This is a genomic window from Falsigemmobacter intermedius (genome assembly GCF_004054105.1).
Taxonomy (GTDB): Bacteria; Pseudomonadota; Alphaproteobacteria; order Rhodobacterales; family Rhodobacteraceae; genus Wagnerdoeblera; species Wagnerdoeblera intermedia.
The window spans coordinates 925-2,124 of the sequence record NZ_SBLC01000120.1 but is presented as its reverse complement, the minus strand read 5'-3'; the positions used below and the strand labels follow the sequence as shown (position 1 = coordinate 2,124).

The following is a 1,200-nucleotide window of genomic DNA, read 5'->3' as shown; positions in this document are numbered from 1 at the left end:
TGCTTTCCTTCTGCTCGATCGGGACGCGGGTCGGGTTGATCTTGCGTTTGAGCGCTGCGGTCCTCTTTGATATCGGCAAGTTCGAAGAACCTGCGCCGGGCATGGGACCAACACAGCGCAGAGGCAACGGGGGCTGGTTGGCGCTCGGCCAGATACAGATCGTTGTAGCAGCCATAGGCGTTCGTCGGCCAAACAGTCCCCCGGACTGTTTGGTGACCCTCCTCACCTTGCAGGACACCTGTCCAGCCCGCCACATGCCGGGTGGGATGCTCCATCCGCCTGTCGGTCGAGAAGTAGTAAAGTGCTGCAGGCGGGGCACCACCGGCAAAGGGGCGGTCATCGCGCACCCATGTCCACAAACGGGCGGTCTTGGTGCCACTCTTGGCCATCAGCGGCACGGTGGTGTCATCCCCATGCAATCGATCGGCTGCCAGCACATGGGCGCGGATCAGGTCATAGAGGGGCTGCAAAGCCACCACACAGGCGCCAACCTGATCGGCCAGCGTCGAGAGGCTGACCTCGACACCTTCCTTTGCATATCGCTCTGCCTGCCGATGGAGCGGCTGGTGTTGGCCGCCTCGCCATGGTCTCTCGGACCCGTGGCGTTCCCATGGCTCGATCTCGAACAGCACCATCGCCAGGAAGTTCGGGCCCGCCCAGCCCCGTGGCGTCGGGTGGAAGGGCGCGGGCGGCTGGATGACCTTCCACTGCCGCGGGACGACTTCCAGCGTCTCGGTGATGTCTTCGCCCATCTTCACGATGCGCCCTGAGCCGCAACAGGTGCAGGAGGTCGGCGCCTCGATCACCACGCGCTCGCGCGGCAGATGGTCCGGGAAGGGCTTGCGCGCGGGACGGCGGCGCTCAAAGCCGGCCACAGAGGTCCTGGCGGGCGCTGCATCCGTGCGGGCCAGATCTTCGCCCTGATCGGCCTCCAGATCTTCGAGTTGCAGCTCCAGCTGCTCAATCAGGCGGCATGGCGTTCAGCACTGTGGCCATAGTGATCGCGGCGCAATTTGGCGATCTGCAGGCGCAGGTGTTTGATCATCTCATCGGCCGCAGAGGCGACGGCCTGGGCCTGGCTCAAAGCCACGCGCGCGGCCTGCAGGTCAGCCTCCAGCCCCGATGCGCGTGTCTCGGCCGCTGCTAAGGCGGCCATGAGGGAAGCGATATCGGACGAGGTCTCTGACATGGCAGGAAGCT

The 1,200-nt window shown here is 65.0% G+C and carries 1 pseudogene; it reads right to left on the bottom strand.

Annotation, left to right across the window (positions count from 1 at the left end):
• A pseudogene (locus tag EP867_RS19445) lies at positions 1-1,189 on the bottom strand (IS66 family transposase); the annotation flags it as partial.
• Between the last annotated feature and the right edge of the window lie 11 nt (positions 1,190-1,200).